This is a genomic window from Rhodococcus maanshanensis NBRC 100610 (assembly GCF_001894865.1).
Taxonomy (GTDB): Bacteria; Actinomycetota; Actinomycetes; order Mycobacteriales; family Mycobacteriaceae; genus Rhodococcus_G; species Rhodococcus_G maanshanensis.
This window is the reverse complement of record NZ_BCXA01000039.1, coordinates 25,038-49,824: the sequence shown is the minus strand read 5'-3', so window position 1 is coordinate 49,824 and position 24,787 is coordinate 25,038. Positions and strand designations below refer to the sequence as shown.

Below are 24,787 nucleotides of genomic sequence, written 5' to 3'. Positions count from 1 at the left end.
GTCGACGTAGCCCCGCCCGAAGCCCAGGGGCCAGCGCCCCGATGGATGACGAAAGAAGATGACGTGCCCGCTGAATCTGTTGCCGGACCTGAGGTTCCCCGGCTCACCCCCGCCGAGGTCGCCGAGCGGCGTCTGACCTTCGCCGACCTGTTGCTCACGCGCTCGGAGGACGACCATCCCGGACTGTTGTTCGAGGACTCCCGCTGGACCTGGCGGGAGGTGGTGCGTGAATGCGCCGCCCGTGCCTCGATGCTGTCCGCGCTGCGGCGGCCCGGCCGGCCCTTCCACGTCGGTGTGTTGCTGGAGAACGTGCCCGAGTACATCTTCCTGATCGGGGCTTCCGCGCTGTCGGGCGCCACCCTGATCGGGATCAACCCGACCCGCCGTGGTGCCGAACTCGCAGCGGACATCCGTGGGGTCGATTGCGACCTCATCCTCACCGATCAGGCCGGGCTCGCCCTGCTCGAGGGCCTGTACACGGCGGTCGACGCCGACCGGGTACTTCTCGTGGACGGCAGTGCCTGGCTGGACAGGGTCGAATCCGCTGCGGTGCAACCGCTCACGGTCGCCCCAGAAGCAGGCGACCCCTCGACTCGTTTGCTTCTGACCTTCACCTCCGGCTCCACCGGCGCCCCGAAGGCGGTGATCTGCACGACGGGCCGCCTCGCGGCGCTGGGTGCGATCAACTACTGCTCGCTGACCCGCGCGGACGTGACGTACAACGCGATGCCGCTCTTCCACGGCAACGCGATCATGGCGTGCTGGGCACCGTCGGTGTTCAGCGGCGCCACCTTCACGATGCGGCGCAAGTTCTCGGTCTCGGGATTCCTGCCCGACGTCCGGCGCTACGGGGTGACCTTCTTCAACTACGTCGGCCGGTCCCTGGCCTATCTCCTCACCGCGCCCGAGTCGCCCCTCGAGCGGGACACGAACCTGCGGGTGGTCTTCGGCACCGAGGCGGCGCCGCGCGACCGGGACGAGTTCGAACGGCGCTTCGGGGTCCGTCCGATCGAGAGCTACGGCTCGAGCGAGGGTGCGGTGGTGATCGGCCTGACCCCGGACTCGCCGCCGCACTCGCTGGGCAGAGCCCCGGAGGGGATGGGTGTCGAGATCCACGACGAGAACGGAAGGCAGTGCCCCCGTGCCGTGTTCGACGACCAGGGTGCACTGCTCAACGCGGGCGAGGCGATCGGCGAGATCGTGAACACGGCGGGCGCCGCCATGTTCGAGGGGTACTACCGCAACGATTCGGCGACCGCAGAGCGGATAGACGGCGGCACCTACCGATCGGGCGACCTCGGGTACCGCGACGCGGAGGGCTTCTTCTACTTCGCCGGCCGGTCCGGCGACCGCATCCGCGTCGACAGCGAGAACTTCTCCGCGGCGCCGGTCGAGCGGATCCTGGCCCGCTTCCCCGGTGTCCGGTTGGTGGCGGTCTATCCGGTGCCGGACCCGCGCACCGGTGACCGGGTGATGGCCACGATCCAGATGGATGACGACGCGGGCTTCGATCCGGAGGCGTTCGGGCGTTTCGTGGCGGCGCAGCCCGATCTCGGGACCAAGTGGGCCCCGCGGATCGTCCGGATCGCCACGTCCATCCCGGTGACGGCCACGCGGAAGATCAACAAGCCGGTGCTGCGCACCGAGTCGTGGCTCGTCGAGGACCCGCTCTACCTCGGCGACGGCGCGTGCCACTACGTGCTCGCGTCTCCGGACGCGCTCGCCGACCTGAGGTCGGAGTACGAGCTGTACGGCCGCGCACCGAGCTGAGCGCCCCGTTGGCCGTGGCCGGTTCCGGCGCCCCGGGGCCGGGCCCGGGGCGCCGGCGGTCAGGCCCGTTGCAGGTCGGCGAACCGTTCGTCCACCTCGGACTCGGTGAGCCCGAAGTCGGCCAGGGCGTACTTGTGCGCGGGGCGTCGATCACCGGAAAGGCTCTGGCGGTGCATGTCCTGCATCGCCAGCCGCGCCTCATCGGAGAACGGGAGGGAGAAGCGGGAGTAGATGCTCTCCGCGGTGCCAAGAGGATCGGCGACGAAGTCGTGGTAGTCGATGTCGATGAACTGCTCGGGGTTGTATCGCGCCCGGGACTCCTCGAAACGCTCCAGCCCACGGGCCCAGAGGTCCAGCTGTGTGCGGCCGATGGTCTTGTTGTCGAAGGCCTCGGACCAGCCGCGGCTGGCGTGCTCGTTGACGCTGCAGATCGAGGCCATCACGGTGCGCGGTGAGCGGTGCGTCTGAATGATCAGTGCATCCGGGTACACGTTCATGATCTCGTCCACCGCGACGATGTGGCTGGGATTCTTGAGCACCCATCGTCTGCCCGCGTCGCCCAGCCCGATGAGTTGCAGGTTCTGCTTGTGCCGGGCATACGCGGCGGTCCAGTCCTGGTCGGCGAGCCACCTCGAGTACGAGGGCACGTGGAAGATGCATTCGAATGACACGGAGAGCATCGACTGCTGCAGCAGACGCCAGCATTCCTCGACGACGAGGGCGTCCATGTAGTGCAGGCCCGCCATGTCGGGGTTCGCCTCGTGCTGGGCGGCGTACACGGCCTGGACTTGTCGGAAGTCCGGGTTGTCCGGCCAGGTCTCGCGCGGCGGGCGGGGCTGCGGTCGTTCGGCGAGCCACATCTCGAGACCCTGATGGGCCGGGTCGGCGGTCAACAGGCGATGCAGGGCGGTGGTCCCGGTGCGGGGGAGACCGGTGACGAAGATCGGGCGTTCGATCGCGACGCCGGCGTGCTCGGGGTGCCGGGCGAATCCGGCCTCGCTCAGTGCCCGGGCCGCCAGCGCGCCGCGCACGGTCTCGCGGGCGACCACCTGCCCGAGCGGGGTCAGGTGCGCCTCGCGGGCAAACGAGTCGAGCAGCACGCGCAGTCCCTCGAGATGGTCGTCGTTGCCGAAGTCGCGCAGGCCGGTGGACTCGGTCGCGAGGGCGTGCAGCTCCTCGACCGTCCCTATGCCAAGGTGGTTCTCACTCATTCGTCTCTCCGATCTCAGTGGTGGTATTCGCCGCAGTTGACGTCGAGGCACTGGCCGGTGATGGCGGCGGCCATGTCCGAGGCAAGGAAGGCGACGGCGTCGGCGATCTGGTCGGGCTCGGGCAGGCGGCGCAGGTCCATGTTGGCGGCGGTCTGCTCGTACACCTGCTCCACGGTGCATCCCTGCTCGGCGGCCACGCCCTCGAAGTACTCCTTCACCGCCTCGGCCCAGATATATCCCGGTGCAATGGAATTGACGCGGATTCCGCGAGGGCCGAGCTCGCTCGCCAGGCTCTGCGACATCGAGAGCAACGCGGCCTTGCTCAGCTTGTAGCTGCCGTAGATCGGGTCGGAGTGCCTGAGCACCATCGAGTTGATCATCACGATCGACCCCTTGGATTCCGCCAGGGCGGGCGTGAACAGCTGGCTCATCCGCAGCGAGCCGATCACCGAGAGCTCGACGCTCTCGCGGATGTGCTCGTGGTCGGTGTGCGCGAGGTCGACCATGGACGGGAGCTTGTAGGCGTTGTTGACGAGCACGTCGACGCGGCCGTAGGCCTCCATCGACCGCCGAACGAGGTTCTCGGCAGAGGCCTGATCGGTGATGTCGGTCGGAACCGTGATCGCACGCCGACCATTGGCGATGACCTCCTTCGCCACGTCTTCGAGGGTGGATTCGGTGCGGGCCGCCAGCACGAGGTCCGCGCCCGCCGCCGCGCTGCGCAGGGCGATCGACCGGCCGAGTCCCGCTCCGACGCCGGAGATCACGACCACCTTGTCCGTCAGGATTCCGTTCATCGTGCTCACCCCAGCATCCGGTTGGTGACGGCGCGCTGGCGTGCCGCGATGCGGGCGGCGAATTCCTCGGCCGTGATCGTGTTCAGTTCGTAGTAAGGGAGTTTCGCGGCGACGTCACCGAGCTTCACGATCTCGACGGTCGGCCCGTCGGCAGCGGTCAACTCGCGGGAGAGGCGCTGCCACCGGAACTGGAGGTAGCCGCGCGCGTGTCCCACCGTCTCGATCCAGTTGGTGACCTGCGGGTTCCCCTCGCTGACGACGAGGCGGATCTTGCCGTCCGGGTCGATCTGCGACTGGGCCGAATTCAGGGAGGTCTGCCGGTTGATGTAGTCCAGGGACAGGTACCACATGCTGCCGAGCTGGAAGCCCTGGTACGGAGCCTCGGAGGCAGGGACGGTGATGATCATCGCCTCGTCCTCACCGAGCTCGTAATGACCGACGGAGGAGTACTGGGTTGCCAAACCGCCAGGCGTGAGACGTGGTTCGGTCAAGGTGTTGACCGGAAGGTTGAGGTAGAACCACTCGGGGAACTGCAGCCAGGTGCGGATCCGGGTCACCAACGCCTTCCCGGCGTCGGCGAAGTGCCGCTCGGCCGCCTCCCTCGTCAGCGGGGCGATCGGATGGCCCGCGGTGTCCACGCGCTCGATGGTGATCGTGCCGCGCTCCGCACCCCAGTCGCTGTACACCTCCCGGACGAGCAGCTGCGAGGAACCGGGGGCCAGGGTTACGTAGTTCCGCCTGCCGCCTGCGGGCTCGGGGCCGAAGCGGACCTCGAAGGAGCCGTCCGGTTCGATGTGCAGCTCGCGGTCGTCGAAGGCCGCCACACTGTCGGGCACGTTCGTGTCGGTGTACTCGCCCGCGAGTACCTGGAAGCTGAGATCGGCTGTGGTGCCTCGCTTTCCGGTCACGACAAACTCGGCGTCGTCGCTGATCTGCGCGCCGAAGTACAGCGTGTCCGGATTGTCGAGGCCCTGCTTGGTGAACGGCCCTGCGCCCGAGATGAACATCGGTTGTGCCAGTTCGGGGGCCCAGGCGTGGTGGACCGTGGCGAGGACGCTGGCGGCGAGGTACTGGTAGCCCTCGAGCAGGTCCTGCTCGGTCCGCACGTGAGGCGCCGTCTCGATCAGTTTCTCGGCCTCGGCCAGGTCTACCGCGAGTGAATCGGTCAGCATGTGTGGTCCTTCCGAAGGATCGGACGCGTTCGAAATATGGAACGTGCCGGTAGGATTGTGATCTGGACGACACTAGATCACGGTTGGGTGTGTCGGTCAATGGTCTGTGCGCGATCGGCGGGAGTTGCCGCGGCTGTTCGAAGATGTTGTGGCCAAAAGACATTGGCGCCACGGGTCGGCGAGGCCTCCGCGGCCGGCCGGCGGCGCCACGGAGGGGCCGTGGGCGTGCGCACGGGGCCGCGGTGGCCGTGTGGACCCTCGGTCCGGCGGGCCGAACGCGTTCGAAATATGGAATGCGGTGGTAGATTGCTTCCTCCATGACGCTAGGTCACGGCGAGAGGATTGGTCAATGGGTGATTCACAGTCGGCGGGCGCGCGCGACGGGCTGGAGCGCACGTCTCCTCCGACCGCGCGGGTCATGCGGTTGCTCGACTTCCTGGTGGCCCATCCGGAGGAGCGTTTCGGGCTGGCTGAGCTGTCCCGGCGATGTGAGGTCAGCAAGCCCACCTGCCTCGGGATCGTCACCGAGCTGGTGGCCGGCGGCTACCTGACCCGTGAGCCCAAGGGCAAGACCTATGGCCTCGGGCCGACGTTGATCCCGGCCGGCCGTGCTGCGCAGCGCGCGCTCTCGGCGGGTCCGATGGTGCGTGCGCACCTCGAGGAGCTCAGTGGGCGGTTCCATGCCATCTGCACGGCATCGGCGGTGGTCGGCGACAAGATCGTGGTGATCGAGATCGTGGCCCCTCCGGGGATGCGCGCACCGGCGAAGGTGGGGCAGGTCTACCCGTTCGCCCCTCCGGTGGGCCTGATGTACCTGCTGTGGGAGCCGGATGAGGAACTCGATCGCTGGCTCGCGAGGGAGCCGGTGCTGCCCGTCGATCTCGATCGCGACCATCTGCGTCGGGTGGCTGCAGACTGCCGGGCCAGTGGCTACCTCGTCGAGGGCATGAGCCCGGAAATGATGCGGCTGCACACGATGATGGCAGGCGCCGTCGCCCGCGATCTGCCCGCCGACGTGCGCTACCTCCTCGGAGAAATGGTGTCCAGCCTGGGTGAACGCATGTACTACGGCGAGACGCTTCGCGACTCCGCGGAGTCGCACCGGGTCAGCCTCATCGCGGCGCCCGCGTTCGATGCGGACGCTCGTCAATCGCTCGTGCTCAACATGTACGTCGACCGTGAGGTCACCAATGCCGAGATCGCGACCCTCGGTTCCGCGCTCAGCGGGGTTGCGGAACGGATCACCGCGGAAGCCGGCGGGCGCGACCCGTTTGTCTCACTGAGAGGGAAATGAGCGTTGACCCGATGGTGACGTAGCTCATACGGTCCCCTCCATTCCCCAAATTGAAACGAGCTGTTCCATATCTGGAACGCGCTTGATTGGGTTGAAGAGGAGGAGACCTCAGTGAAATCCCAAACCCTTCCGGCCTACGAGTTGTCGCATCTGCGCGCGCTCGAGGCCGAAGCCGTGCACATATTCCGGGAAGTGGCAGCGACTTTCGAGCGTCCCGTCCTGTTGTTCTCGGGCGGCAAGGACTCGGTGGTGATGCTGCACCTGGCGATGAAGGCGTTCTGGCCTGCCCCACTGCCGCTGCCGGTGATGCACGTCGACACCGGTCACAACTTCGACGAGGTGATCGAGTTCCGGGACCGGATGGTCGCCGAGTACGGGCTGCGCCTGGTGGTGGCCAGCGTGCAGGACGAGATCGACGCAGGCCGTGTCGTCGAGGAGACGGGACCGCGGGCCAGCCGCAACCGGCTGCAGACCGCAGCGCTGTTGCGGGGCATCGGGCAGGGCGGGTTCGACGCGGCGTTCGGTGGCGCCCGCCGGGACGAGGAGAAGGCGCGGGCGAAGGAGCGGATCTTCAGCTTCCGCGACGAGTTCGGCCAGTGGGATCCGAAGAACCAGCGGCCCGAGCTGTGGAATCTGTACAACGGCCGCCACCGGCGGGGTGAACACATCCGTGTGTTCCCGCTGTCGAACTGGACCGAGCTCGACATCTGGCAGTACATCGCCGAGGAGCGAATCGAGCTGCCGGAGATCTACTACGCGCACCGCAGGCCGGTGGTGCCGCGGGACGGAATGCTGCTGGCGCACACCAGATTCCTGACTCTTCTCCCGGGGGAGGAGCCGTTTGAGGAGTTGGTGCGATTCCGGACCGTCGGGGATGCGACGTGCACCGGGTGTGTGGAGTCCGCCGCGACAACGGTGGACGAGGTGATCGCCGAGGTGGCGGCCACCCGGGTCACCGAGCGCGGCGCGACGCGCGCCGACGACCGAATCTCCGAGGCAGGCATGGAAGATCGCAAGAAGGAAGGGTATTTCTGATGTCCCAGCTACTTCGGCTCGCCACCGCGGGCAGCGTGGACGATGGCAAGTCGACCCTCATCGGTCGGTTGCTCTACGACTCGAAGGCGATCTTCGAGGACCAGCTCGAGGCGGTCGAACGCACCAGCGCGGACCGCGGCGACGAGCACGCCAACCTCGCCCTGCTCACCGACGGGCTGCGCGCCGAGCGCGAGCAGGGCATCACCATCGACGTGGCGCACCGCTACTTCGCGACCCCCAAGCGCAAGTTCATCATCGCCGACACCCCCGGCCACGCCCAGTACACCCGCAACATGGTGACCGGGTCATCGACGGCGGACCTGGCGCTCATCCTGGTCGACGCCCGCAAGGGCATGCTCGAGCAGACCCGCAGGCACGCGTTCATCGCCAGCCTGCTCGGCATCCCGCACCTGGTGGTCTGCGTGAACAAGATGGACCTGGTCGGCTGGTCCAAGCAGCGCTTCGACGAGATCCGTGAGGAGTTCCGTCAGTTCGCCATGAAGCTGAACGTCGGGGACCTGACCTTCATCCCGGTCTCGGCGCTGCTCGGCGACAACATCGTCGAACGCACCACCAACATGCCGTGGTACGAGGGCACCTCGCTGCTGCACCACCTCGAGCAGGTCCATGTGGCCTCCGACCAGAATCTCATCGACGCCCGGCTGCCCGTGCAGTACGTGATCCGGCCGCAGCGTCAGCGCGACGACGCGTTCCACGATCACCGCAGCTACGCCGGCACGGTCGCCAGCGGGGTGTTCAAGCCTGGCGACGACGTGGTGGTCCTGCCGTCGGGGTTCACCAGCACGGTCAAGGCGCTCTGGGGTCCGGGCGGCCGAACGGTCGACGAGGCATTCGCCTCGTGCGCCGTGTCGGTCGAGCTCGCCGACGACATCGACATCAGCCGCGGAGACCTGTTGTGCCGTCCCAACAATCGCCCGCATGTCGGGCACGAGCTGGATGCGATGGTGTGCTGGTTCACGGACCAGTCCACCCTCGCCGAGGGCTCGCGCTACGTCATCCGGCAGGCCACCCGGGAGTCGAAGGTGGTGGTCGGGTCGCTGGACTACCGGCTCGATGTCAACACCCTGCACCGCGACGACGTGGCGGACTCGCTCGGGCTGAACGAGATCGGGCGGGTGCAACTGCGCACGCAGCAACCGCTGCTGTTCGATCCGTACCGGCTGAACCGGACCACCGGCAGCTTCATCCTCGTCGACGAGGTCACCAACAACACGGTGGCCGCAGGCATGATCACCGGCCCGACCCAGAAGGCGCCGAACGTCATCTGGCACGAGGCGACGGTACGGCGCCAGGACCGCGGCGCCGACGGGCAGACCGTCTGGCTGACCGGACTGTCGGGATCCGGAAAATCCACGGTCGCTGTCGAACTCGAGCGCCGCCTGGTCGCGTCGGGGGTGCCGGCCTATCTGCTCGACGGGGACAACCTGCGTCATGGGCTCAACGCCGACCTCGGGTTCAGCGCGGAGGACCGAGCCGAGAACGTGCGCCGCGTCGGCGAGGTCGCCCGGCTGCTGGCCGACGCCGGCATCGTCGCGGTGGTGTCACTGATCAGCCCCTACCAGACCGAACGCGAGCAGGTCAGGGAACTGCACCGGATGGCTGGGCTGCCGTTCACCGAGGTCTTTGTCGACACCCCCCTCGAGGTGTGCGAGTCCCGCGACCCGAAACAGCTGTACGCCAAGGCCAGGGCAGGCGAGATCACCGGATTCACCGGAATCGACGACCCCTACGAGCGGCCCACCCATCCGGACCTGGTGTTGCGGCCAGAGGACGGAGAGCCGGCATCGCTGGCCCAGACAATCCTCGACCACCTGCAGGGTGAGCGATGAACTCGGATGCACAGCTGGCAGCAGAGCTCGCCGAGACTGCTGGGGCCCTACTGCTCGGACTACGCGCCCGCGCGGCTGGATCGTGCGAGCCGAAGGAATTGGGCCGCCGCGGAGACGCTGATTCGAACGACTACCTGCTCGCACGCCTCGCCACCGAGCGCCCGGCCGATGCCGTGCTGTCCGAGGAATCGGCGGACAGCACGGCCCGGCTGGGCGCGCAGCGGGTCTGGATCATCGACCCACTCGACGGAACAAGGGAATTCGGACTTGCGGGGAGAACCGACTGGGCCGTGCACGTGGCGCTATGGGAGGCGGGCCGCGGTATCTCTGCGGCCGCGGTGGCCCAACCAGCGCTCGGGGCCGTCTACATGAGCGGTGGCACCACCGCCGGTCCCGGGCCGGAGCGTGATCGCCGTCGAATCTTGGTCAGCGACTCGCGGCCGCCGGCCTTCGCAACCGCACTCGCGGAGTCGGTCGGCGCGGACCTGGTGCCGATGGGCTCGGCGGGGGCAAAGGCGATGGCCGTGGTGCGCGGCGACGCCGACGCGTACGTCCACGCCGGCGGTCAGTGGGAATGGGACTCCGCCGCGCCCGTCGGTGTCGCACTCGCGGCAGGCCTGCACGCCACCCGGATCGACGGGTCACCACTGACCTACAACGCACCCCATCCGTACCTGCCCGACCTGCTGATCTGTCGCCCCGAACTCGCAGATCTGCTGCTAGCCGAGATCAACGGGGCGACCACCCCAACACACTGAGGAGTACACAGGTGAACGACACCGACAGCACACGAGTCGCGGCCGCGCGGGCCTACCTCGAGTCCCTGATCACTCACGACGTCAGCGACGTTCGGCTCGTGCCGGATGCGGTGCGGTTCGAGAACGGAGAGGCCTGCGGCTCCTCGGGTGCCGAGATCCTCCGCGAGCTGGCCACCGGGGAGCAGTACAAGCCGCTCCAGAAGATCCGGGATCTGGAATTCCGAGAGTGGGACTCGAATGTCCTCGCGCGATACCTGCTCGATCTGGAAACTGCGGAGGCAGCCACCGCGACCGTTCGGATCACCGAGCACTTCGTGATCGAGAACGACCAGATCGGGGCCATCACCGCCATCTTCGAACCGGCGGACTAGGTCGGATAGGTCAGCTCGCCCCGACCCACGTGGCCCGAGAACACCTCGGGCCACGTGGCCGGATCGAAAACAAACTCACTCATGGAGGTAGGGATATGACATCCAGCCGTCGATTCGAGGGCAAAGTCGCATTCATCACGGGCGCGGCACGGGGTCAGGGTCGGGCCGAGGCCGTCCGATTCGCGGAAGAGGGCGCGAACATCATCGCGATCGACGCCTGCACCCAATTCACGAGCACGCCGTACCCGGGGGCGACCGATGACGATCTGACCGAGACCGTCCGCCTGGTGGAGTCGACGGGTCAGAAGATCGTGGCCCGCAAGGTCGACGTGCGCGACTTCGAGGGTCTGTCAGCGGCCCTCGGCGACGGCATCGCCCAGTTGGGCCGGCTCGATGTGGTGGTCGCCAACGCCGGGATCTGTTCGGCGGCACTGTCGTGGGAGGTCACCCATGAGCAGTGGCAGGAGACCGTCGACGTGAATCTGACCGGCACCTTCCACACCGCGAAGGCGTCGATCCCGCACCTGATCGAGCAGGGCACGGGTGGCGCAATGGTGTTCACCAGCTCGATGTCGGGCCTCAAGGGCACCCCGTTCACCAGTCACTACGTCGCCACCAAACACGGCATCACCGGGCTCGCCAAGGCTATGGCAAATGAGCTCGGCGAGTACGACATCCGCGTCAACACGGTTCATCCCGCAGGCGTGGACACCGGCATGGACATGAGTTCGATGCTGCCGATGCTGGAGAAGTATGCGACGACGCTGGCCCCGATCTACATGAACACCCTCCCGCACCCGATCACGCAGCCTGAGGACATTGCGTCGGCCGTGGCCTGGGTGTGCTCGGACGAGGCCAGGTACATCACGGGCGCCCAGATTCCGGTGGATCTGGGCAATCTCAACCGGTGAGGGTGTGAACCGGACGCCCGTGTCTGTGAGCGAGGCGGCTTGGGGTCAGTGGGCGGTTGGCGCGCCCGCGACCCGTCGTTCACCGCCGTTGGCGTCCTGCCAGAGGCGGTAGACGTCGACTGCCTCCTCGAGGGGTTCGTGGCGCATGGGGAGGCGCCGCTGGTCCCAGGGCTTGGCGAACTCGGCATAGAAGGTGCCCAGTTCGAAGTACTTGCGGTCGTCGACGTAGTGCGGTTCGTAGGCGTCGCGGGTGGTGAGGAAGACGACCTCGTCGGGTGAGCAGTAGTAGAGCGCGCCAAGGCACATCGGGCAGGGCAGGGCGAGGATGTAGATGGTGGCGCCGGTCAGGTGTTCGGTTCCGAGCTTCGTGCAGGCCTCGCGGATGGCGAGGATCTCCGCGTGCGCGGTCGGGTCGTTGGTCTGGGCGACCTTGTTCGGGCTCTCGGCCAGGATCTGGCCGTCCTTGACGATGACGGTCGCGAAGGGACGCCCGCCCTCGGCGACGTTGCGGCGTGCGATGTCGATGGTGTGCCGTGCGAAATCCATTGGTCTTCCTATGTGTTCGTGCCACCGGTTCTCGGTGGTAGGTGTTTGGTGTTCTCAGAACGGCTTTGTGGGCAGGTACTTGCCGTCCAGGGTGATGACGGCGCGCTCGCCGCCCTCGGGGTCGGCGACCTTCTTCACGTCGAGCTTGAAGTTGATCGCGCTGATGATGCCGTCGCCGAACTGCTCGTGGACCAGGGCCTTGAGGGTGGTGCCATAGACCTGCAGCATCTCGTAGAAGCGGTAGATCGTCGGATCGGTCGGGACCCCGCCGGGGATCGATCCGCGGGTCGGGATGGTCTGCAGCAGCATCGCCGCGTCGTCGTCAAGTCCGAGCAGGTCGGCGACCGCCGCGGCGCTCTGCTCAGGAAGGGCGTGCTGGCCGAGGACTGCGGCGGTGACGAATGCCACCGACAGGCCTGCGGCGTCCGCGATCTGCTGCCAGGAGAGGTCCTTCCTGGTCTTGGCGTCCACCGCTGCGATGGCCAGTGCCTGGCGGGCGGTGGGGTCGAACTGTGCGTGCACCATGAGGTGTGGTTCCTTTCGGGTCTGACGCCGTCCCGACAGGGGGTGGGAGGTACGGCGCCGGGGTGGTGGGGTCCCGGACGGCTGTACGGGGACCGAGATCGGACGATCAGGCTGCGAGTACGCGTTCCGACCCGGAGGCGTCGATCGAGGTGATCGCGCCGGTACCGATGTCGAACACCCAGCCCTCGACGGTTGCGGTGCCTGCGGCGAGGGCGCGGGCAACCGAGGGGTGGCTGGCCAGGTTCGCCAGCTGCGCAACGACATTCGCTCGTACGAGCGTCGGGACGGCGTCGTCCTCTCCGGTGGCGGCGACCCGGGCGGCGGAGGCGTCCGCGTGTCGCAGCCACTCGGCGAGCATCGGTGTTCCGCTCAGGTCGTGGCGTTCGGCTAGGGCGGTCATCGCGCCGCAGCCGGAATGGCCGCACACCACGATGCGGGAGACGCCCAGGGCGGCGACGGCGAACTCGATGCTGGCCGCCACGCCGTCGGCTCCTGGCGTGTAGGCGGGCACGAGATTGCCCGCGGTGCGGATCACGAAGAGCTCGCCCGGCTCGCTGTTGGTGATCAGCTCCGGGACCACGCGGGCGTCGGAGCAGCTGATGAACAGCGTCTCGGGACGGTGGGTCGTCGTGAGGTGGGCGAACAGATCTGCCTTGGTGGGGAAGACATCGCGTTGGAATTGTGTGACGCCGGCGGCTAGGTCGTGCATGGATCGCTCCCTTCGGTGGGTGCTTGACCGGCTGGTCCTGACGAAATCCACCCTGCATCACCTGTGGCTATAGCGTCCAATACGCAGATGCCATGATTGCCATTGCTCAGACCAATAGCTGGATCGGGCCGGCCTCCAGCGCGGGGTCTGGAGCAGGGTCTCGGTGGATGTGTCCGCGCAATCAGGTTGGGTAGCTTGCCAATTCAGGTCATGCGGCGGGCGTGCTCGGCTTCACGGTCAGCTCGACCGCGCGAGGGTCTGGGCGATCGTGGCGAAGGCGCGGGAGGCGGCCGAGTGGTAGGCGGTGCCGCGACGCAGGATCTCCACCGTCCGGGTGGGCAACGCGGGGGTCAGCGCGATGGGCAGCAGCTCGGGATGGTCACGCGTGATGGCGTCGGGAAGGACAGTGGCGAGCCGGCCCCGTCGAACGAACTCCACCAGCGCGCCGATGGAGTTGGCTTCGACCCCGATGCTCGGCGCGATCGCGCATGCGTCGAAGTACCCGTCGATGTGGGTCCTGGTGGCAAAGTCGCGACTGAGCAACGCCAGCGGATGGGCGGCGAGCTCCCGGGCAGGCAGCGGCTCCGATCGTCCGGCGAGAGGGTGGGCCGATCCGACCACCAGGCTGAGGTTCTCGGAGAACAGCTCGGCGTTGTCGATGCCGGCGGCGTGGGTACCGGTGAAGGCGATGCCGAGGTCGATCCGGTCGGCGAGCAGGTCTGCCTCGATCCGGTCCTGGGTGGTCTCCACGACGGTCAGGGTCACCCCCGGGTGTGCGGCGTGGAACTGGTGCACGAGCGGACCGATGAGGTAGGCGGTGATCGTCGGTGTCATCGCCACCCGCAGGTGCCCTCTGGAGAGGTCCTGCACGTCATGGACCGCGCGCTCACCGGCGTCGAGGTCGCGCAGTGCGAGTCGCGCATGATGCGCGTATGCCTCGCCGGCTTCGGTGAGACGTACGGTACGGCCGGACCGGTCGAGCAGCTGCACGCCCAGTGCGCGCTCGAGTTGCCTGACCTGCTGCGACAAGGTGGGCTGCGAGACGTGCAAGGACTCGGCCGCACGAGTGAAGTTGCCATGATCGGCCACCGCCAACAGATACCGGATATGGCGCAGCTCCATGACCAAGACTATAGATGCGCACTATTGCGCTGATGGAAAGTAAGTCTTGGACTCTATGGGGTTCGGTCGGCATCGTGGAGCTCGCACCGCGTGAGCGAAAGGAACGACCATGATCAAGGGTGAGGAAACCCATCTGCGGCGGGCGATCTCGCTCGCCGAGCACGCCGGTCGCGATGGCAACCGCCCGTTCGGCGCCGTCATCGTCGACGCCGGCGGCGCCACGATCGCAGAGGGCCGCAACGAGGTCACCAGTACCGGCGTCGTCACCGCCCATGCCGAGCTCGTCGCGATCACGGCCGCGATCGACGTCGGCAACGGCGCAGAGCTGACCGGCGCCGCGATCTACGCCAGCGGTGAACCGTGTCCCATGTGCAGCGCCGCCATCGTCTGGGCCGGGATCACCCGCGTCGTCTTCGGCGCCGCCGAGCCGGATTTCACCGCCATCATCGGCGGTCACCCGCGATTCACCCTGCGCTGCACCGAGGTCCTGCGGTCCAGCGACGCGTCGATCACCGTCTCCGGCCCCAACCTCGACGACGAGGCACTCGCGCCGTTCCGGCGGCACGCCGTTCAGATACGCCGCAGCTGATTCTCAGACCGCCTGTTCCGCGTTCCTTGCGACGACCCACGCCGCGATCTGAGCGCGGGTGGTGAAACCCAGCTTCGCGCGGACCTTCTCCACGTGCCCCTCGGCCGTGCGCTGAGAGATCACCAATTGCTGCGCGATCGCCTTGTTGCTCAGGCCCTGCGCCACCAGCGTGGCGACCTCTCGTTCTCTGCGGGTGAGGCGTGAATCCGGTCCGCTCGCTTTCGGCTCGGCGCGCGAGGTGACGCGGAGGGCATAGGCGATCGCCTCCTCGACGTCGAGCTCTCGCCCGCGTCCGAAGGCGGCCTCGAACGCTTGCTTGCCCAGCATCCGGGTGGACTGCCGAACAAGCCGATCATGGTGGCCGAAGAGGTCGCGGACCACGATCGTGGGGCTCCCCGCGGCCTCGCCCACCGACACCGAGGCGCCCATCAACACCGCGGCCCGCTCCGCGTCGTTCGCCTCGGCCGCGAGCCACCCCAGGATCTCCAGGCACATGGCGGAGCCGAGCGGATCGTCCACGAGACGGGTCAGCCGCATCGACTCCTCGATCAGCCGGGTCGCGCGCCCGGCGTCGCCCTGTTCCCAGACCGCCAACGCGAGCATGCTCAACGAGTAGGACCGGTACATCGATTCGCCGTGCGACTCGGTGAGTGCGACCACCTCCTCGTGGCAGGCGACCGCCCGGAGCGTGTCCCCGCCCAAACCGCACACCATGGCGAGCCCGACCAGGGCGCCGACGCGGGGCAGCAGTTCGCCGCCGGTCCCGAGCATGCCCAGGCATGTCTCGAAGCATCCGACTGCGCGCGGGAAGTCGCCGGAGAAGGTGGCGAGATACCCGGTCGCGGAGGCCGCCAGTGCGGACGCCGTGTCGTCGCCCGTTGCCTCGGCGAGGTCGCGCGCGGCATCAGTGAGTTCCTTGGCCGCCGGGAGGTCGCCCCGCATTGCGGCCAGCACACCGCCGGCACACATCGCGGCCACCCTGGCTGCGGACGGCGGCCCGTCGTCGGCGGCCAGCGCACGGTCGACCCAGTATCTTCCCTCGCTGAACAGCGCTCGTGACACCCAGTAGGGGTAGATCGCGGCGACCATGCGCAGCGCGGCGCCGGCCTCACCCGGCTCCGTGGTGCTGAACTCCAGCGCGGCGCGCAAATCCGCCCGCGCGCGGTCGAGGCGGGCGATCCATTCCAACTGCCCTGACCCGATCCATTCCGCCCCTGCGCGCACCGCCAGCCGCTCGTGGAAGTCTCGGTGCCGCCGCAGGAACGTCGCCGACTCGTCGGCCTCCGCCAGCTTCTCCAACCCGTACTCGCGCAGTGTCTCGAGCATCCGGTACCGGACGACCTGACCCTCCTCCATGGTCAGGATCGACTTGTCGACAAGGGAGGTGACGACCTCGAAGACCTGTTCCTGCTCCATGTCTGCAGCACAGACCCCGGCCACCGCATCCAGTTCGACGTTGCCGGCGAACACCGCGAGCCGACGCCACAATTGTTGTTCCTGGGGCGTGCACAGTTCGTAGCTCCAGTCGACGCACCACCGCAAGGTCTGGTGCCGCGCTGGTACCCCGCGGCGCCCGACCGTCAGCAACCTGAACCGGTTGGTCAGCCGCTCCAGGACCTGCTCCGGGGACAGCGCGCGCAACCTGGCCGCGGCGAGCTCGATCGGCAACGGCAGACCCTCGAGTTGCCTGCAGATCTGCGTGACCGCGAGCTGGTTGTCCTCGGTGAGCCTGAACTCGGGGAGGTAGGCGCGGGCACGTTCGGTGAACAGGGTGATCGCTTCGGACCGGGGCTGGGCGCTCGTCGACGCCTGGCTGTCCGAATCGGGGACCGTCAGCGGCGGCAGACGGAAGGTGGCTTCGCCGATGACCCCCAACGGCTCTCTGCTGGTCGCCAGGATTCGCACCTCGGGGCATGCGCGCAGCAGCGACGTCGCGAACTCGGCGACCGTGTCCACCAGGTGTTCGCAGTTGTCCAGCACGAGCAGCGCTCGCCGGTCGGCCAGGAAGTCGGTGAGCAGGACCATGGGTGGGTGAGCCAACCGTTCCCGCAGCCCGAGCGTCGCTGCGACCGTCTCCGCCAACAGGTGGGGTTCGCGCAGCTCGCCGAGCTCGACCAGCCACACCCCGTGCGGGTACGACCGCTGCGCGCCCTCGCCCACCCGCAGCGCCAGCCTGGTCTTACCGACGCCCCCGATACCGGCCACCGTGACCAGGCGTGCGTTACCCAGCAGTCGTCGGACCTCCGCGACCTCGCGGCGACGGCCGACGAAACTGGTGAGCGCGTGGGGGAGGTTCCCAACCCGTTCGGGTGTCGCGGGCGCCATCGGCGACGTCCCTTCGTAGTCGCGGCTTCCCTGCCGCTATGCGGCACAAGACGACGTAAGGGTATCGCTCGCCACGTTCCAGGGGCGCGAATCGCGCCGTCGGTGGGGTATACCGCGGCCGGGACGTGGGACCTCGGCCGACTCGATGTGACGGGTCGGACTACACGGCGTTGTCGTTGCGCGGACGCCCTATACCCGTGCCCGGCACGCGGTCTCGCTCGCCTCGGCGATCGCGAGCGCCTCCTCGCGGCAGGAGGTGGACCGCCGCTCGTCACCGAGCAGACCGTGGACCAATGCCGACCCGACAAGGGTGGAGATCGGGGGCGCGGTCCCGCAGGCACGGAATGCGGTAAGTGAGTCCTCGAAGCAATACACGGCGCTGGGCAGGTCACCGTCGAATACGGCCAGGTAGCCGGAGGCCTCGGCCACCGCCGCGAGCAGGGTTCGGTCATCGAGTATCGCCGCCGCGTGTCCGGCCTCGTCCACCAGCGCCTCCGCGGCTGCGACGTCCCCTTCGTATCCGGCCAGCACACTGTCGATGCACAGCGCGGTCACCCGGTCGGCGATCGGCCGGTGGTCGAGGGCGCCGTGCAGCCCCGCACCCGGCGGCAGCCCCCGCACCATCCTGGACAGGAACAGCGCGCTCGTCATCCTCAGGGACGCCGCTTCATGCCCCGGTTCCGTCGAGCAGCAGTCCAACGTCGCGCGAAGGGTCGGCTCCCGCGGTACCAGCCGCTCTTCCCATTCCAGTTGGTTGGACCATCCGGTCTCGGCTGGGTTCACCACTGCCATGTGGTCGACGCGGCGGAGGTCGGTCACGGTTTCACGCATCAGTAACCTCGGTGTCGGGGGTTTCGGACAGCTATCAGCGTCCATGTGGGGTGCGGCGCCGGGCCAGAGGAGAAATACCTGTTTTCGGGGTCCGGAACCCACCCGGGCGTGGTCCCGGCGACCCGGACCGAGGGTCTTGACACACCGTCGGTCACGGCGTTTGACTGGTGCGCAACCTTGTGTGACCTCGCCCGATGGTGTTCTGGGAGGTTGACGTATGCGCGGCACAGCGTTACTCGGTCCGGGGCACCGACGCGGAGCGACCCACCACCGCAGGACCATCTCGGTACTGGCACTGGCCGGAGCGTGCATATTCTCCCTGGCCGTTACCCAGACAGCCGGCGGCAAAGCAGCGGCAGACACCGTCGACACCGGGTTCGCGATCCCCTTCGCGGGGGCACCCGGCTACGAGCACCTGGCACCGACGCAGATGACCAGTCCGGATCAGCTCAACCAGCCACTCGGTCAGCAAGCGGCGGACGAGATCGCCGGCGAGGTGGGGCTCAACAGGAATGACGCACTGTCCGAGGAGCAGTATCGCGACCTCATCACCGGCGGCGGAGTCGGGGGCAGCCGCGAGGCCGCCGAGGTGATCGACGAATGCGCCCGGATCCTCACCAATACGAACGGCCGTCCCCTCTACTCCGACGTCGACGGACGGCCCACCCCGTCTGTCCTGGCCAGCTACGGGCTCTACGTGAATCCCGGCGGACTGCTGGAGAGTCCGGCCAACGCGGACGCGCCGACGAGGCAGGTGAACTCCCTGATCGCTCCCGGCGGCTTCGTGGGCACATGGTTGAGGAACAACGGTGCGACGCAAACCCTGATAGCGCTCTATCGGTCGGCATACACCGTGCAGGCGGTCTATGGCTTCGCAGCGCAACAGATTTCGGGCGCAGCTCAACTGGTGACCAACACCAAGGCGGGAGTGAATTCGGAGGTGGGCATGTCGATGGCGCCGCCGCTCTGGATAGTGAACTTCGCGCTGCTCTACATACTGAAGCCCGCCCTGGCGGCCGCCATGCCTGCCCACTGGGCTCCCATTCCTCCTGCGGTTGCCGATGCCATAAAGTCGAGCCCCACCGGACAGGTTCCGTTCAGCGCCTATGCGTCCTACTTCCGGTGAACACCGCACTCAACTAATTCCGTTGCTGCCCATCGCGCCGTTCCGTACGCTCCGTCGCATGCATTGCCTCTGCTTCATCCGCATCCGCCATGGCCGGGCTCTGGCCCGCTAGCGGACCCAAGGTCGCGCCGGCGCGCCCAGGGCCCTTCGAGACCTTCTTCCATCTCGAAGACCCGAAAGGGCACCAGTGGCAAAGTCATTCGCACACGGAAACTACTCACACACGCAGACGAAGGCTCGAGTCAAGGGCGGGCACACGCCGAGAGACCGAGCCAGACGGGAGCTCTCGCAGAACTTCCTGACCGACGGGAACGCCGTCGACCAGGTGGTCGAGGCGGCCAGACCGGCCGGCCTCGTCCTGGAACCCGGATCCGGCAAGGGCGCGCTCACCGTCGCCCTGGCCAGAACCGGCGCCGAGGTCGTCGGCTACGAGATAGACCCGCTGCTGGCCGTCAAGCTCAAGGCCAGAACGGGGCTCAAGATCATCAAGGGCGACTTCACGGCCGCGCGGCCGCCGCGTGAGCCGTTCGCGGTGGTCGGCAACATCCCCTTCTCGATCACGTCGAAGATCGTCGACTGGTGCCTGAGCGCCCCGACGCTGACATCGGCGACACTGGTCACGCAATGGGAGTATGCGCGTAAACGGTCCGGCGACTTCGGTCGCTGGAGCCTGGTCACGGTGGAGAGCTGGCCGTGGTTCACCTGGGAACTGCTCGGATGGATCGGCCGGGAGAGCTTCAGACCGGTGCCATCGGTGGACTCGGCGATCCTGCGGATCGAGCGGCGGCTCGAACCGCTGGTGGCCAGAGGACCGGACTACCAGGACATGGTGGAGCTGGGTTTCTCGGGCGTCGGCGGGTCGTTGCACGCGTCGCTGTCCACGCGGTACGGCGGGGTGGACGACGCCTGCGCGGAAGCGGGGATCGCCCGCGACACCGTGGTGGCGTTCGTCCATCCGGATCAGTGGATCACGTTGGCCGGACGGTTGCTTCGCTGAGTGCGCTTGTCCTGTGGTTCCGACCTGTAGGAATGCGAGCCGGGGGAGGGGCAGGTATGAATGTGGCGTCACGCAGTCGTGCAACGTATTTCGCTGCACCCTGGTGCGACAACCCACCCCTCGACTAAGGAGTACATCCATGGGTTCTTCGGACGAACAGCTCGGCCAGATCGGCACCATCGCAGGGACCGGCGCAGTCGGTCTCCTCGCGATCTGGGCCGGTGCCGGCCTCGTCTCGATGTCGTAGCGCTCGAGCGAGTCCGCTGACACGAGGTCCAGCCCGTCCCAGATCGGAGGCGGGCTGGACCGCCCGCAATCCTCATGCCGGCGCCGGGATCTCGTGCGAATATTGCCGCCATGCCCAGTTTTGTCACACCCCGGCGGAGCGCCCCGGCCGCCACCACCCCGGCTCCGAACGCCCCGACCCTGCCCCGCGTGTGCGTGATCGGTGCGGGATCGTCGGGCATCGCCGCGGCCAAGGCGCTTCACGTCGCCGGGATCCCGTTCGACTGCTTCGAGCAGGGAAGCGTGATCGGCGGCAACTGGGTCTACGACAACCCGAACGGGGTGTCCGCCTGCTACGAAACATTGGAGATCAACACCTCCTGCCCGCGGATGGCGTTCTCGGACTTCCCGATGCCCGCCGACTATACGCCCTACGCGCGGCACGACCAGGTCCGAGCCTACTTCGAGTCCTACGTAGAGCATTTCGGGTTCCGGCACACCATCACCTTCGGCACCACCGTGGAGCAGGTCGAGGAAGCCCCGGACGGTAAGTGGTCGGTACGCACGACCGGCCCCGTAGGCGAGCGCGTGGAGAGCTACGACGCCGTGCTGGTTGCAAATGGGCACCACTGGGACGCCCGCTGGCCGGACCCGGTTCCCGGGAGCTTCACCGGCGAGCAGATCCACTCCCACGACTACCGCAGCGCCGACCAGCTCGCCGGCCGCGACGTGGTGGTCGTCGGCATGGGGAACTCGGGTCTGGACATCGCGGTCGAGGCGTCCAAGGTCGCGCGCAGCGCCACGCTGTCGGTGCGGCGCAGCCACTGGGTGATGCGCAAGATGCTGCTCGGCAAGCCTGCCGACCGGTTCGTGATGCCGGGCTGGCTGCCTGGCTGGGTGATCTCTGCCGGGCTCCGCGTCAGCGCCCTCACGGCCGGAGACCTGACCCGCTACGGGCTCCCGCGGCCGACACATCGGCCCGGTCAGGCACACCCGGTGCAGTCCGAGCAGATCCGCACGCAACTGCGGGCCGGCGCGATCAGCCCACGCCCGCAGATCGACCGGTTCGAGGGCGACACAGTCGTTTTCGTGGACGGGACCCGGTCCCGGGCCGATCTGATCGTGTGGGCCACCGGCTACCGGGTGAGCTTTCCGTTCTTCGACCCGGAGCTCGTCGCCGCCCCCGAGAACGACCTGCCGCTGTGGAAGCGAACTGTGCACCCCGACCTTCCCGGCCTGTACTTCGTCGGGCTCCTGCAGCCGCTCGGCGCGGTGATGCCGCTCGCCGAGGCCCAGAGCGCGTGGATCGCGGAGACCCTCTCGGGCCGGTACCTGCCTCCGCCCGACGCCGAGATCCGGTCGCAGATGACCGCCGAGCACGATCGCGCCAAGCGGCGGTTCTACAACTCGCCACGGCACACCATGGAGGTCGACTTCGAGCACTACCTCTGGAGTCTCGGGCGGGAGCGCGGGCGCGGTGCCCGCCGCGCCCGCGCCGCGCGCTGACCGCGTTCCGCGCGACACCTACCCAACGGCGCCCGGGTGCGGGCGAGAAGGCCGTTGTATGGCTCAGATCTGTGCGGATTCGGACAGGTCCTCGACGCGTGCCGGTTCACTGCCGGCGAAGGCGACGGCAACGCCATACGGTTCGCAGATCGGCAGCAGGCCCTGTGCGAAACGCATCAGCCATTCGGTGTCGGCCTCGGCGTAGAAGTTGAGTTGCGGCATGTCGACCGGAAATGCCGTCGGGTCGAATGGCTGGAGTTTCGCCGCGTCGGTCGGGTCGAGTCCGAAGGTCTCCGGGTCGGCCGTCAGCGCGCTGTGCAGAAAATGCAGGCCGGTCAACAGAAAGCTGTCCACATCGCCGAGCACCTCGGCGATCAGGTCCAGATCGGCGGACTGCCCGTCCGCGAGCAGCACGTTCACCTCGACTGGCGCCGCGAAAAGGGCACTGAACACCGACTTCTGCGGAGACCAGGCCGACTGGCCGTCGGGGCCGGGCTCGGCTGTGAACAATCCAACGCCGGTTACGAACACGCTCGTGATGTTAGGACACCGAGGCAGGGAACCGTCGATTCACCAACCCTTGACCGCAGTACCGTCCCACCGTGGATCGGCGAGCAGTTCCGGTGCCGGACCGACGAAGGCGCGCGCGGCATCGGTGTCGCCGTTGAGGGTGAAGCGCAGCCACGCCGTGAGGTACCCGCGGAATCCGCCTCCGTCGGTCGGCCAGTTGTGTCCCACTCCCAGCAGGCGGCCGCGGGCCGCGGGGCCCGGGCTCTGGGCGTGATACGCGGCCTGCGGAAGGGCCGTCGAGACCGGATCCTCGGACCCGGTCAGGAAGAACACCGGACCTGTCAGTCGAGCCACGTCGATCACGTCGACGGGCCGACTGGCCCACCAGGGGTCGGGCAGGTCGAGCACCGCGGTCGAGGTGATGAGTCCGTCGGAGTCGGTGCTGGCATTGATCGATCCCCCGGCGCCCTGCGAATGCCCGACGGCGGCGACGTGGGCGACGTCGATGCGATCGTGAAAGACGCTCTCCTGGTTGTCGTTCTGCGCCAGGATGTAGCGCGCTGCCGCCAGGATCTCGGTTCCGTCGCCGGTGACGCTGCTGTCGGCGACCACCACGACGAAGCCCCAGGAGGCCAGATGGCGGAGCAACGCCTCGTACTGCTCGTAGGTCGCGTAGCTTCCGTTACCGAAGGTGACCACCGGATGGCGGTCGCGGCTGGTGGCGATGTCGGCGGGGTGGAACACCTGGTATCCGGGCACCGCAAGCGAGGTGACGGCGTGGCTGCCGGTGGCCGCGTAACGCTCGCTGACGGATTGCCGTTCCTGAGCAGCGGGGGCCGCCGGCGCCGTCGGAGCTGCGGCGGGAACCGACGCGAGGGCCGGTGCGGTGAATCCGGACGCCATCGGCATCGCGATGATCGCGGCGAGGAGCAGCGTCCGGGTGTGTCGGGTGGCGGGCAGCAGAGGGCGTCGTAACGGCACGAGCCCCACCCTACCCAGCGTCACGTCGCCTGCGGCACTGCCTGGATCTCCGTCCCGCCTGGGCCAGCCCGTCGATCGGCGGAACGTCGGCGCTGTCTGGTTCGATATCGCCAGAATCGGACACAGTGAGGGTGGGGACAGCATGGGGACTTGGGGCAGCGGCAATTTCGATGACGACACCGCAGCTGATCATCTCTCGGACCTGACCGGCCGGCTCGTCGACGAGGTCGCCAAGGCGATGTCCGGCGACCCGGTCGAGATCGAGCCGGACGAGTACTGGGGCGTCGCGGTGCCCTGCAACCTGGAGTTGCTCCATCTGATCGCGCAGCAGCCCTACGTCGGGGTCCACCTGCCCGACCCGGGGATCATCGCCGCCTGGAAGGACCGGTTCCTGGCCGTCTGGGACGGGGCGATCGACGGGCTGGAGCCCAAGGCGGACCACAAGGAGCGGCGACGAGAGGTCCTCGTGCGAACCTTCGACCAACTGGCTGAGGCGGCGGCGAGGAACGAGGGATGACCGATCATCTCGATGCCGGTTTGAGGGATGCCGATGGGCAGCTGGCTCCCCGGTCCCTCGTGATCGCGCATGACGACGCCCCGTGGGACGACGGAGACTATGACACCTAGCCCGGTGGGCATGATGCCGGAGGAGCACGCTGCCCGCATCCGCTCGCCACCTATCTCGACTTCGCGACCGCCGTCCGCAGGGTGCTCAGTGACCTTTGGGAACTGGATGTGGACGACGACGACCGCAACGCCGTCGCCGAGCTACTGCTGCCGACCGAGCAGGTCGAGGCAGCCCTCGAACCGTTCGAGCGCTGATACGACGCGACTGGATTGACCAGGCCCAATCGCGCTACGGCTCGATCGGGGCGTACCAGTCGGCGTTCTTGAGCAGCACCCGCGTGCCCAGGTCGCGGTTCCACTCCGGCTCGATGCCGTGCCGCCGGAAGACGGGAAACATCACGTCGTCGAGCAGGCGCGTCACGTCAGCCGCGTAGAGGCTCTCTTTCGCGTCGTCGCCGAGCGCGTCGTAGGCGGCCTCATCGAAGTCCTCGGACGGGAAAGCGCCGTAGCCGATGTAGGTTTCGCCGTCCTCGACGATTCGGTCGGTGTCCTGCTGGTGGAAGTACGCGTAGCCCTTCCAATGGCGGCTGTCGTCACGCTCGTCCCAGATCTCACCGGACGCGCAGGTGCCGCAGCAGGAGAAGTCAACGCGGGCGACCACGCCGTTGGCATTGAGCTCCTCGAACGCGGCGATCGTGCGGGAGGTGTACGCGCCGATCTCCGTCTGCTGGCGTAGCCGGGCGGTGCGGAGCGCGGCGAACGCCGCCCCGAGCTGCTCCTCGGTGAGGTCGTAGTCCTCGCCGTAGATGTCGATGAAATCGTCGACATCGTCTCGGCCGGTGATCAGCTGATCCCAGATCTGCCGGGTCAGCTCAGCGCTGTCGTCCTCGTCGATGGGCAGGTCGGGCAGGGCGGCGTAGGGCGGGATCGTGTTCGGGTTCGGGTTCGACAACGCGCTCACAGCGCGACCTCCGGATATCGAGCGGAACCGGGCAAATCGTCCGGCAGCGACGATGGTAACTTCCGTCGATCCACTAATCGGTACGCAGGCCAAGACAC

At 67.8% G+C, this 24,787-nt stretch carries 22 protein-coding genes and 1 pseudogene; 11 read left to right on the top strand and 12 right to left on the bottom strand.

Annotated features, from left to right (window positions below):
• The first annotated feature begins 63 nt into the window (after positions 1 to 63).
• On the top strand, positions 64 to 1,770 hold the full coding sequence (locus tag RM1_RS18935; protein ID WP_245816471.1) for an AMP-binding protein: 1,707 nt from the start codon (positions 64 to 66) through the stop codon (positions 1,768 to 1,770).
• Between the two features lie 59 nt (positions 1,771 to 1,829).
• Here RM1_RS18935 and RM1_RS18930 read toward each other — a convergent pair whose 3' ends face one another.
• The 3 genes from RM1_RS18930 to RM1_RS18920 are packed head-to-tail and all read right to left on the bottom strand — an operon-like array spanning position 1,830 to position 4,950.
• Positions 1,830 to 2,981, bottom strand: coding sequence for a sulfotransferase family protein (locus RM1_RS18930; RefSeq protein WP_072753272.1), 1,152 nt, complete (start codon positions 2,979 to 2,981; stop codon positions 1,830 to 1,832).
• Positions 2,982 to 2,995: 14 nt separating this feature from the next.
• Positions 2,996 to 3,778 (bottom strand): SDR family oxidoreductase, encoded by a 783-nt coding sequence (locus RM1_RS18925; RefSeq protein WP_072753288.1) that lies wholly within the window; start codon positions 3,776 to 3,778, stop codon positions 2,996 to 2,998.
• 5 nt (positions 3,779 to 3,783) lie between these two features.
• Positions 3,784 to 4,950: a DUF1214 domain-containing protein gene (locus RM1_RS18920; protein WP_072753271.1), complete on the bottom strand. Its 1,167-nt coding sequence runs from the start codon at positions 4,948 to 4,950 to the stop codon at positions 3,784 to 3,786.
• 349 nt (positions 4,951 to 5,299) lie between these two features.
• Here RM1_RS18920 and RM1_RS18915 point away from each other — a divergent pair, with 349 nt between their 5' ends.
• The 5 genes and pseudogenes from RM1_RS18915 (at position 5,300) to RM1_RS18895 (ending at position 11,169) form a co-directional block, all read left to right on the top strand.
• On the top strand, positions 5,300 to 6,244 hold the full coding sequence (locus tag RM1_RS18915; RefSeq protein ID WP_072753270.1) for an IclR family transcriptional regulator: 945 nt from the start codon (positions 5,300 to 5,302) through the stop codon (positions 6,242 to 6,244).
• A 111-nt stretch (positions 6,245 to 6,355) separates the two neighbouring features.
• Positions 6,356 to 7,279, top strand: coding sequence for a sulfate adenylyltransferase subunit CysD (gene cysD / locus RM1_RS18910; RefSeq protein WP_072753269.1), 924 nt, complete (start codon positions 6,356 to 6,358; stop codon positions 7,277 to 7,279).
• Complete coding sequence (gene cysC / locus RM1_RS18905) at positions 7,279 to 9,129, top strand: adenylyl-sulfate kinase (protein ID WP_072753268.1); 1,851 nt, start codon at positions 7,279 to 7,281, stop codon at positions 9,127 to 9,129. Before cysD ends, cysC begins: the two co-directional genes overlap by 1 nt.
• Positions 9,126 to 10,258 (top strand): annotated as a pseudogene (locus tag RM1_RS18900) (3'(2'),5'-bisphosphate nucleotidase CysQ). The gene cysC and the pseudogene RM1_RS18900 overlap by 4 nt, the downstream one beginning before the upstream one ends.
• Positions 10,259 to 10,353: 95 nt before the next feature.
• On the top strand, positions 10,354 to 11,169 hold the full coding sequence (locus RM1_RS18895) for a mycofactocin-coupled SDR family oxidoreductase (RefSeq protein ID WP_072753267.1): 816 nt from the start codon (positions 10,354 to 10,356) through the stop codon (positions 11,167 to 11,169).
• Between the two features lie 45 nt (positions 11,170 to 11,214).
• Here RM1_RS18895 and RM1_RS18890 read toward each other — a convergent pair whose 3' ends face one another.
• The 4 genes from RM1_RS18890 to cynR all read right to left on the bottom strand — a co-directional run bounded on the left by RM1_RS18890 (position 11,215) and on the right by cynR (position 14,071).
• On the bottom strand, positions 11,215 to 11,715 hold the full coding sequence (locus RM1_RS18890; RefSeq protein WP_072753266.1) for a nucleoside deaminase: 501 nt from the start codon (positions 11,713 to 11,715) through the stop codon (positions 11,215 to 11,217).
• Between the two features lie 54 nt (positions 11,716 to 11,769).
• Positions 11,770 to 12,240 (bottom strand): cyanase, encoded by a 471-nt coding sequence (cynS, locus tag RM1_RS18885; protein ID WP_072753265.1) that lies wholly within the window; start codon positions 12,238 to 12,240, stop codon positions 11,770 to 11,772.
• A 106-nt stretch (positions 12,241 to 12,346) separates the two neighbouring features.
• Entirely contained in the window at positions 12,347 to 12,949 is a 603-nt protein-coding gene (locus RM1_RS18880) for a carbonic anhydrase (RefSeq protein WP_072753264.1), read from the bottom strand.
• 237 nt (positions 12,950 to 13,186) lie between these two features.
• Positions 13,187 to 14,071, bottom strand: coding sequence for a transcriptional regulator CynR (gene cynR, locus RM1_RS18875; protein ID WP_072753263.1), 885 nt, complete (start codon positions 14,069 to 14,071; stop codon positions 13,187 to 13,189).
• Between the two features lie 109 nt (positions 14,072 to 14,180).
• On the opposite strand from cynR, the gene RM1_RS18870 reads away from it, so the two are divergent.
• A complete protein-coding gene (locus tag RM1_RS18870) occupies positions 14,181 to 14,660 on the top strand; it encodes a nucleoside deaminase (RefSeq protein ID WP_072753262.1) in 480 nt (159 codons plus the stop codon).
• A gap of 3 nt (positions 14,661 to 14,663) precedes the next feature.
• On the opposite strand, the gene RM1_RS18865 is transcribed toward RM1_RS18870, so the two are convergent.
• Both RM1_RS18865 and RM1_RS18860 read right to left on the bottom strand, forming a co-directional pair.
• On the bottom strand, positions 14,664 to 16,985 hold the full coding sequence (locus RM1_RS18865) for an ATP-binding protein (RefSeq protein WP_072753261.1): 2,322 nt from the start codon (positions 16,983 to 16,985) through the stop codon (positions 14,664 to 14,666).
• A 189-nt stretch (positions 16,986 to 17,174) separates the two neighbouring features.
• Positions 17,175 to 17,816 (bottom strand): hypothetical protein, encoded by a 642-nt coding sequence (locus RM1_RS18860; RefSeq protein ID WP_072753260.1) that lies wholly within the window; start codon positions 17,814 to 17,816, stop codon positions 17,175 to 17,177.
• A gap of 217 nt (positions 17,817 to 18,033) precedes the next feature.
• Between RM1_RS18860 and RM1_RS18855 the strand changes: the two genes are divergently transcribed.
• The 3 genes from RM1_RS18855 to RM1_RS18845 all read left to right on the top strand — a co-directional run bounded on the left by RM1_RS18855 (position 18,034) and on the right by RM1_RS18845 (position 21,670).
• Positions 18,034 to 18,942, top strand: a complete 909-nt coding sequence (locus RM1_RS18855; RefSeq protein WP_072753259.1) for a hypothetical protein — start codon at positions 18,034 to 18,036, stop codon at positions 18,940 to 18,942.
• Positions 18,943 to 19,129: 187 nt separating this feature from the next.
• Positions 19,130 to 19,939, top strand: coding sequence for a 23S ribosomal RNA methyltransferase Erm (gene erm / locus RM1_RS18850; RefSeq protein ID WP_072753258.1), 810 nt, complete (start codon positions 19,130 to 19,132; stop codon positions 19,937 to 19,939).
• Positions 19,940 to 20,296: 357 nt separating this feature from the next.
• Entirely contained in the window at positions 20,297 to 21,670 is a 1,374-nt protein-coding gene (locus RM1_RS18845; RefSeq protein WP_072753257.1) for a flavin-containing monooxygenase, read from the top strand.
• Between the two features lie 63 nt (positions 21,671 to 21,733).
• Here the strand turns inward: RM1_RS18845 and RM1_RS18840 are convergent, their stop codons facing one another.
• On the bottom strand, positions 21,734 to 22,084 hold the full coding sequence (locus tag RM1_RS18840) for a hypothetical protein (RefSeq protein WP_143069484.1): 351 nt from the start codon (positions 22,082 to 22,084) through the stop codon (positions 21,734 to 21,736).
• 156 nt (positions 22,085 to 22,240) lie between these two features.
• Positions 22,241 to 23,161, bottom strand: coding sequence for a poly(ethylene terephthalate) hydrolase family protein (locus tag RM1_RS18835; RefSeq protein WP_245816470.1), 921 nt, complete (start codon positions 23,159 to 23,161; stop codon positions 22,241 to 22,243).
• A 142-nt stretch (positions 23,162 to 23,303) separates the two neighbouring features.
• Between RM1_RS18835 and RM1_RS18830 the strand changes: the two genes are divergently transcribed.
• Positions 23,304 to 23,678 (top strand): DUF4259 domain-containing protein, encoded by a 375-nt coding sequence (locus RM1_RS18830; RefSeq protein WP_072753255.1) that lies wholly within the window; start codon positions 23,304 to 23,306, stop codon positions 23,676 to 23,678.
• A gap of 339 nt (positions 23,679 to 24,017) precedes the next feature.
• Here the strand turns inward: RM1_RS18830 and RM1_RS18825 are convergent, their stop codons facing one another.
• Positions 24,018 to 24,689 carry a DUF6891 domain-containing protein gene (locus RM1_RS18825; RefSeq protein WP_072753254.1) on the bottom strand — a complete coding sequence of 224 codons (672 nt, stop codon included), beginning with the start codon at positions 24,687 to 24,689 and terminating at the stop codon, positions 24,018 to 24,020.
• Between the last annotated feature and the right edge of the window lie 98 nt (positions 24,690 to 24,787).

Coding starts and splice junctions, on each gene's coding strand:
- RM1_RS18930 (WP_072753272.1), bottom strand. CDS start 2,981: ATGAGTGAGAACCACCTTGGCATAGGGACGGTCGAGGAGCTGCACGCC.
- RM1_RS18925 (WP_072753288.1), bottom strand. CDS start 3,778: ATGAACGGAATCCTGACGGACAAGGTGGTCGTGATCTCCGGCGTCGGA.
- RM1_RS18920 (WP_072753271.1), bottom strand. CDS start 4,950: ATGCTGACCGATTCACTCGCGGTAGACCTGGCCGAGGCCGAGAAACTG.
- RM1_RS18915 (WP_072753270.1), top strand. CDS start 5,300: ATGGGTGATTCACAGTCGGCGGGCGCGCGCGACGGGCTGGAGCGCACG.
- cysC (WP_072753268.1), top strand. CDS start 7,279: ATGTCCCAGCTACTTCGGCTCGCCACCGCGGGCAGCGTGGACGATGGC.
- RM1_RS18895 (WP_072753267.1), top strand. CDS start 10,354: ATGACATCCAGCCGTCGATTCGAGGGCAAAGTCGCATTCATCACGGGC.
- RM1_RS18890 (WP_072753266.1), bottom strand. CDS start 11,715: ATGGATTTCGCACGGCACACCATCGACATCGCACGCCGCAACGTCGCC.
- cynS (WP_072753265.1), bottom strand. CDS start 12,240: ATGGTGCACGCACAGTTCGACCCCACCGCCCGCCAGGCACTGGCCATC.
- RM1_RS18880 (WP_072753264.1), bottom strand. CDS start 12,949: ATGCACGACCTAGCCGCCGGCGTCACACAATTCCAACGCGATGTCTTC.
- cynR (WP_072753263.1), bottom strand. CDS start 14,071: ATGGAGCTGCGCCATATCCGGTATCTGTTGGCGGTGGCCGATCATGGC.
- RM1_RS18870 (WP_072753262.1), top strand. CDS start 14,181: ATGATCAAGGGTGAGGAAACCCATCTGCGGCGGGCGATCTCGCTCGCC.
- RM1_RS18865 (WP_072753261.1), bottom strand. CDS start 16,985: ATGGCGCCCGCGACACCCGAACGGGTTGGGAACCTCCCCCACGCGCTC.
- RM1_RS18860 (WP_072753260.1), bottom strand. CDS start 17,816: ATGCGTGAAACCGTGACCGACCTCCGCCGCGTCGACCACATGGCAGTG.
- RM1_RS18855 (WP_072753259.1), top strand. CDS start 18,034: ATGCGCGGCACAGCGTTACTCGGTCCGGGGCACCGACGCGGAGCGACC.
- RM1_RS18845 (WP_072753257.1), top strand. CDS start 20,297: ATGCCCAGTTTTGTCACACCCCGGCGGAGCGCCCCGGCCGCCACCACC.
- RM1_RS18830 (WP_072753255.1), top strand. CDS start 23,304: ATGGGGACTTGGGGCAGCGGCAATTTCGATGACGACACCGCAGCTGAT.